Genomic DNA, 6,845 nt, shown 5'->3' on the forward strand with positions numbered 1-6,845 from the left:
CATGCCCACCCCCACGAATCCTTCGAACTCACAGCGAGGAACAGCCCATGACCATCACCCAGGACGTGACCGCCCCGCAGGATGCCAGCGCATCCGTCCCCGTGGACGGCCCGGCATCCCCCCGACAGGTCCTCGACGCCCTCGAGGCCGAATCCATCCACATCATCCGCGAAGTCGTCGCCGAATTCGACCGCCCGGCCATGCTCTTCTCCGGCGGCAAGGACTCGGTGGTCATGCTCCACCTGGCGGCGAAGGCCTTCTGGCCCGGGAGGGTGCCCTTCCCCTTATTGCACGTGGACACCGGCCACAACTTCGACGAGGTCCTGACGTTCAGGGACCATACCGTGCAACGGTTGGGGCTGAGGCTGGAAGTCGCCAGCGTGCAGGACTACATCGACTCCGGCGACCTGGTCGAACGCGCCGACGGGACCCGCAACCCGCTGCAAACCACGCCGCTTTTGGAGGCCATTGCCGGGCACCGGTTCGACGCTGTCTTCGGCGGCGGACGCCGGGATGAGGACAAGGCCCGCGCCAAGGAGCGCATCCTGTCCCTGCGCGATGAGTTCGGCCAGTGGGACCCCCGCAACCAGCGGCCGGAACTGTGGAACCTGTATAACGGGCGGCATCGCCCCGGACACCATGTGCGCGCCTTTCCCATCAGCAACTGGACCGAACTAGATATCTGGCGCTACATCGAACGCGAAGGCATCGAACTGCCGGGCATCTACTACGCCCACGAACGCGAGGTGTTCCACCGCGAGGGCATGTGGCGGGCCGTCGGCGAATTTTCCCCGGCACGCCCGGGGGAGGACGTGGTCCTCCGGACGGTCAGATACCGGACGGTGGGGGACATGTCCTGCACCGGGGCAGTGCTCTCGGACGCCGATACGGTCTCCGCAGTGGTCGCCGAAGTCGCCGCGTCCACGCTCACCGAACGCGGGGCCACCCGCGCCGACGACAGGATCTCCGAGGCGGCCATGGAAGACCGCAAAAAGGACGGCTATTTCTAATGACTACCACCGTGATCGAAGAGCGCCCCGGCAATACCGCAGCTGCGGGAACCCTGTTCCGTTTCGCCACCGCCGGCTCCGTCGACGACGGCAAATCAACCCTGGTCGGCCGGTTGCTCCATGACGCCAAAGCCATCCTCGCCGACCAACTCGACGCGGTGGCCCGCACCTCCACCGAACGTGGCTTCGGCGGCGCCGCGGGCGGACTGGATCTGGCCCTGCTCACCGACGGGTTGCGCGCCGAACGCGAACAGGGCATCACCATCGATGTCGCCTACCGCTACTTCGCCACCGACCGGCGCAGTTTCATCCTCGCCGACTGCCCAGGACATGTGCAGTACACCCGCAATACGGTCACCGGGGCCTCCACCGCTGACGCCGTCGTCGTCCTCATCGACGCCCGCAAGGGGGTCTTGGAGCAGACTCGACGGCATCTGAGCGTGCTGGCCCTGCTGCGCACCGCCCACGTGATCGTGGCGGTGAATAAGATCGACCTCGTCAACTACAACCGGGAGGTCTTCGAGGACATCGAGCGCGAGGTTCTGGCCGTCGCCGCGCAGCTGGGGATCACCGGGGCACGGGCCGTCCCCGTTTCGGCTCTGGTCGGGGACAACATCGCCGTGCCTTCCGAACTCACGAACTGGTATGCCGGCCCGACCCTGCTCGAACTCCTCGAGACGCTCCCCACCCAAAACGAGGTCACCGATACCGACCTGCCGTTGAGGTTCCCCGTACAAACCGTGCTGCGGCCGCAGGGAGCACTCGCACCGGGGCTCGCCCCGGAGGACTACCGCGACTACCGGGCCTATGCCGGACAGGTCAGTTCCGGCAGGGTCGGGGTCGGGGACACCGTGAGCATCCTGTCCTCGGGCCAACCACCGCGCGACACCACGATCGCGGGCATCGACACCGCCGACGGGCCACAAGGCGAGGCCGTGGCACCGGCATCGGTCGCACTGCGGTTGAGCGACGACGTGGATATTGGTCGCGGCGACACCATCGTCTCGGGCACCGTGCCGACTGCCCAGCGAAAATTTGCTGCCCGCCTGTGCTGGCTCGACCAAGAACCGTTGGAGCCGGGAGCCAAGGTGCTCATCAAACACGGCACCGCGACGGTCCGCGCCCTGATCACCAGCATCGAGGGGCTCCTGGAGCTGGAAACCTTCGCCACGGTCCCTGCCGCACGCTTGGAACTGAACGACCTGGGCAGCGTAAGCGTCACCGTTGCTGCCGATCTGCCGGTGGAGGACTATGCGGCCAACCGTCGGGCCGGGGCACTGCTGGTCATCGATCCCCACTCGGGAAACACCCTGGCCGCCGGCCTGGTGATCTCCTCATGAACGCCAGACACCCCGGAAGAGACCGGGGACGACGGCGGTTGGTCGGCTTGACCGTACCTCTGGCCCTGCTGGTGGGCGCCGCCTTGGCCACCCTGTGGGTTCCCACCCCTTTCCCGGCGCCGGCCGCTGCGGCGCAGGCCGGACGCGGACATCCTGCGGAGCAGCTGCGGCTGGGATATTTCGGCAATGTCACCCACGCCCCGGCCCTGGTGGGAGTCCACCGCGGATTCCTGGCCCGGCAGGTGAACGCGGCCGGGACCGAACTGACCACCCAGGTCTTCAATGCCGGACCGGCCGCGGTCGAAGCCCTGAATGCCGGCGCCATCGATGCCGCCTATCTGGGGCCCAACCCGGCCATCGGCTCCTTCACGGCCAGTGCCGGAAGCTCCCTGCGCGTCGTGGCCGGGGCCACCTCCGGTGGTGCCCAACTGGTGGTGCGGCCCGATATCACCTCGCCGGAACAACTGCGGGGAACGATCCTGGCCAGCCCGCAACTGGGAGGGACCCAAGACGTGGCCCTGCGCAGTTGGTTGGCCGGGCAGGGCTACGCGGTGGCTGCCGACGGGTCGGGTGACGTGGACATCAACCCCACCGATAACAGCCAAGCCTTTGACCTCTTCACGGCAGGCAGGATCGACGGGGCCTGGGTTCCCGAACCCTGGGCCTCCCGGCTGGTGCTCGAGGCCGGGGCCCACGTCCTGGTCGACGAGCGGGATCTCTGGGATGGGTCGCTGACCGGAGGTCCCGGTGAATTCCCCAGCACGGTTCTGGTGGTCGACGCAGTCTTCGCCGCCGAACACCCGGACACGGTCACCGCTCTGGTGGCCGGCAACGCCGAAGCCGTGTCCTGGCTACACGAGGCGGATGCTGACGAACGGGCCGAAACGATCAACGCGGGACTCCAGGACGCCGCGGGGGCCCGGCTGCCCGATGAGGTGTTGGCCAGGGCCCTGAGCACCACCGATTTCACCACCGACCCACTCCCAGGAGCGTTTGACCGGCTCCTGAAACAGGGGGTCGCCGCCGGGGTGACCCCGCAGGGAAGCCTTGAGGGTCTTTTCGATCCCGCCACCACCCCAGCGAAAGGAACGACGCGATGACCACCAGCGTCCTCGACGAAGACCCCGGGACCAGCAGCAGTCCCCACACCCGAACCGACCCGACGACGCCGGACAGCCCAGCGGCCAACCCACCGGCCAGCGTGGTGCTCGACGGGCTCAGCAAGTCCTACGCCTCGGGGCCGACGGTCCTGGACGGCATCAGCACCACGATCGCCCGCGGTGAGTTCGTCTGCCTGCTGGGCGCCTCGGGCTGCGGGAAGTCAACACTGCTGCAGATCCTGGCCGGGCTGGAGCTGCCCACCGCAGGAACGGTGCAGGTCCCCTCCGATGGTGCGGCCTTCATGTTCCAAGACGCCTCCCTGCTGCCCTGGCTCAGCGCCCGGGCCAATGTGGAACTGGCGCTCCGGCTGCGCGGGGTTCCCCGGGCCGAACGCCGGCCCATGGCGGACACCCTGTTGGAACTGGTCCACCTCGGCGGGGCAGCCGATCAGCGCCCCCATCAACTCTCCGGAGGGATGCGCCAACGTACCGCCCTGGCGCGGGCCCTGGCCCAGGACCGTGAACTGCTGCTCATGGATGAACCTTTCGGAGCGTTGGACGCCATCACCCGTGACCTGCTGCACGAGGAACTCGAACGCGTGTGGACCTCCACCGGTAGGACCATCGTCTTCGTCACCCATAACGTCCGTGAGGCCATCCGGCTGGGCCAGCGCGTCATCCTGCTCTCCTCGAAGCCCGGCAGGATCGCCCGGCAATGGCAGGTGGGCCCCGAGGTACGCCGGAACGCGGCGGCGACCGCAGCACTGACCGAACAGATCACCCGGCAGCTACGACAGGAGATCAGCGGCCATGCCCACCCCTGACACCGTGGAACGCCCCGCCGCAGAGCGTTGCCCCGACGAACCAGCCGAACCCACCGCCGTGGAGGCAGGACTGGACCGGCTGCAGCGGCCAACACCGGTCACCCGGCGTGACCTCAGGACCGTCCTGCTGCCGGCAGCGGCCCTCCTTGCCCTCATGTGCCTCTGGCAGATCCTGTCCTGGACCGGCCTCAAACGTCCCGACCTGTTCCCCGGACCGGGAGCCGTCGCCACCGGCATCGGTGAAGCCCTCAGCGAGGGAACCCTCCAACAAGCGGTGGCCACCTCGCTGGGCCGCGGGGTCACGGGTTTCGCCATCAGCGTGCTGATAGCGACCCCGCTGGCCCTGCTGCTCGCCCAGTCGGGCACACTGCGTGCCGCCCTCGGACCCCTGGTGTCCGGGCTGCAGGTCCTGCCGTCGGTCGCCTGGGTGCCGGCGGCCATCATCTGGTTCGGCCTCACCGACGCCACCGTGTACTTCGTGGTCCTCATGGGGGCGACACCCTCGATCGTGAACGGGCTGCTCACGGGGATCGACCAGATCCCCCCGCACTACGGATCGGTGGGCACCGTACTCGGCGCCACCCGACGACAACAGACCCTGCTGATCACCCTGCCGGCCGCGCTGCCTGCCTATCTGGGCGGGCTGAAACAGGGGTGGGCGTTCTCGTGGCGTTCGCTCATGGCCGCCGAGATCATCGCCGTGGGCGGGAGCATCGGTTTCGGACTCGGGTCGATGATCCAACAAGGGCGCGACCTGTCCAGCATGCCGCTGGTCATGGCCGCGATCCTGGTCATCCTCAGCGTGGGCATCGTCGTCGAACTCCTCGTTTTTTCACCGATCCAACGCCGGGTGCTGCAACGCCGTGGCCTACTGACCCCAGGAGCGAAATGAACGACCTGTATCCCACCTCATTGCGACTGCTCGGACGCCGCGTCCTCCTCGTCGGCGCCGGACCCGTGAGCGAACGACGGTTGCGGGCACTGCTCGACGCCGGGGCCCGGATGACCGTGGTCGCCCCCGATGCCGTGCCGAAGATCCGCCAGCTCCACGCCGCAGGACTCATCGACTGGCAACCCCGCCACTACCGGGTCAGCGATCTGAAGGACACCTGGTTCGTGCACACGGCCACGGGCAACCCCTCGGTGGACTCCGCAGTGGCCTCCGACGCCGAGAGGGCACGGATCTGGTGCGTCAACGCCTCGAACCACCGCACCTCGTCGGTCTGGACACCCGCGGTGGCCCGCATCGACGATGTCGTGGTGGCCGTGAACAGCGGGGGAGATCCGCGGCGGGCCGTGGGGATCCGCAACGCCATCCGTCTGGCCGCCCAATCGGGGTTTTTGCCGTGGCGCCGCTTCCGCCCCCGCGCCCCAAAAGGCCGGAGCACGACGCCGGCCGGGCGGGTGGCGCTGGTCGGCGGCGGTCCGGGGGAGAGCGGGCTGATCACCCTGCGCGGACGCCAGCTGCTGGCCGAAGCCGACGTCGTCGTCGCCGACCGGCTGGGACCGCGCTCCCTGCTCGAGGAGCTCGGCCCGGACGTCAGGGTCATCGAGGTCGGCAAGGCCCCCGGAGCGCACACCGCCACCCAGGACCAGATCAACGACCTCTTGGTCACCGAGGCCCGGGCCGGGAACCTGGTGGTCCGGCTCAAGGGAGGAGACCCCTTCGTCTTCGGGCGCGGGGGAGAGGAAGCAGAGCGCTGCCGGGCCCACGGTCTGGACGTGGAGATCGTTCCCGGGGTCACCAGTGCCCTGTCGGTGCCTGCAGCCGCCGGGATCCCGGTGACCCATCGCGGGGTCGCCGCCGGATTCACCGTCGCCACCGGCCACGACGAACTGGCCGACCTGCCGGCCCGCAGCGACCACACGCTCGTGCTGCTCATGGGGGTCCGCCGGCTCGCGACCACGGTGGCCACCCTCCGCCAACGGGGACTGGAGCCCGACACCCCGGTGGCCATCATCGAAAGCGGGTGGACCGCAGACCAACGCGTCACCATCGGCACCCTGGCCACGATCACCGCCCAAGCCGCCGAACGCCGCGTGGCCAACCCGGCGGTCATCATCGTCGGCGACGTCGTCCGCCTGAGCACCTACACCCCTGACCTGGCTGCCATTCCAGCACCCACGGCCCGCCTGACCGTCTGAACCACCCGAGGAGAACCATGACCCACGACCACCTGACCCACCCCACACCGACCCCGCTCCACCCCACGGACCCCAGGGAACTCCGGGTCGCGATCATCGGCGCCGGCCCGGCCGGCGTCTACGCCGCCGATCTGCTGACCAAAAGCGTGCCGGTGACCTCCGGGGCCCTGAGAGTCTCCATCGACCTCTTCGACAGGTACCCGGCCCCCTACGGACTGATCCGCTACGGTGTCGCGCCGGACCACCCGCGGATCAAAGGCATCGTCAAGGCGCTGCATCAGGTCCTGGACCGCGGGGACATCCGCTTCTTCGGTAACGTGGAATACGGCACCGATCTGACGCTGGCGGACCTGCGCACCCACTACGACGCGGTCATCTTCGCCACCGGGGCCATCCAGGACGCCGACCTGAACATCCCCGGCATGG

The 6,845-nt window shown here is 68.7% G+C and carries 6 protein-coding genes and 1 pseudogene; all 7 read left to right on the top strand.

What is annotated here, in order from left to right; translation table 11 throughout:
- Positions 1 to 47 precede the first annotated feature (47 nt).
- Entirely contained in the window at positions 48 to 1,010 is a 963-nt protein-coding gene (gene cysD / locus FM101_RS08400; protein WP_086998236.1) for a sulfate adenylyltransferase subunit CysD, read from the top strand.
- Positions 1,010 to 2,350, top strand: a complete 1,341-nt coding sequence (locus tag FM101_RS08405; protein WP_086998239.1) for a sulfate adenylyltransferase subunit 1 — start codon at positions 1,010 to 1,012, stop codon at positions 2,348 to 2,350. Before cysD ends, FM101_RS08405 begins: the two co-directional genes overlap by 1 nt.
- A complete protein-coding gene (locus FM101_RS08410; protein WP_086998242.1) occupies positions 2,347 to 3,450 on the top strand; it encodes an ABC transporter substrate-binding protein in 1,104 nt (367 codons plus the stop codon). The genes FM101_RS08405 and FM101_RS08410 overlap by 4 nt, the downstream gene beginning before the upstream one ends.
- Positions 3,447 to 4,274 carry an ABC transporter ATP-binding protein gene (locus tag FM101_RS08415; RefSeq protein ID WP_086998244.1) on the top strand — a complete coding sequence of 276 codons (828 nt, stop codon included), beginning with the start codon at positions 3,447 to 3,449 and terminating at the stop codon, positions 4,272 to 4,274. The genes FM101_RS08410 and FM101_RS08415 overlap by 4 nt, the downstream gene beginning before the upstream one ends.
- The gene (locus FM101_RS08420) at positions 4,261 to 5,166 is read left to right on the top strand and encodes an ABC transporter permease (protein ID WP_086998247.1); all 906 of its coding nucleotides are present in this window, start codon (positions 4,261 to 4,263) and stop codon (positions 5,164 to 5,166) included. The genes FM101_RS08415 and FM101_RS08420 overlap by 14 nt, the downstream gene beginning before the upstream one ends.
- Entirely contained in the window at positions 5,163 to 6,419 is a 1,257-nt protein-coding gene (gene cobA / locus FM101_RS08425; RefSeq protein WP_086998251.1) for a uroporphyrinogen-III C-methyltransferase, read from the top strand. The genes FM101_RS08420 and cobA overlap by 4 nt, the downstream gene beginning before the upstream one ends.
- 17 nt (positions 6,420 to 6,436) lie before the next feature.
- Positions 6,437 to 6,845 (top strand): annotated as a pseudogene (locus FM101_RS08430) (FAD/NAD(P)-binding protein); the annotation flags it as partial.

Origin of the sequence: Arthrobacter rhombi, assembly GCF_900163545.1 — a bacterium.
Taxonomy (GTDB): Bacteria; Actinomycetota; Actinomycetes; order Actinomycetales; family Micrococcaceae; genus Arthrobacter_H; species Arthrobacter_H rhombi_A.

Bases quoted from the DNA above. Each gene is read 5' to 3' on its own strand.
- cysD (WP_086998236.1), top strand. From the start codon at position 48: ATGACCATCACCCAGGACGTGACCGCCCCGCAGGATGCCAGCGCATCC.
- FM101_RS08405 (WP_086998239.1), top strand. From the start codon at position 1,010: ATGACTACCACCGTGATCGAAGAGCGCCCCGGCAATACCGCAGCTGCG.
- FM101_RS08410 (WP_086998242.1), top strand. From the start codon at position 2,347: ATGAACGCCAGACACCCCGGAAGAGACCGGGGACGACGGCGGTTGGTC.
- FM101_RS08415 (WP_086998244.1), top strand. From the start codon at position 3,447: ATGACCACCAGCGTCCTCGACGAAGACCCCGGGACCAGCAGCAGTCCC.
- FM101_RS08420 (WP_086998247.1), top strand. From the start codon at position 4,261: ATGCCCACCCCTGACACCGTGGAACGCCCCGCCGCAGAGCGTTGCCCC.
- cobA (WP_086998251.1), top strand. From the start codon at position 5,163: ATGAACGACCTGTATCCCACCTCATTGCGACTGCTCGGACGCCGCGTC.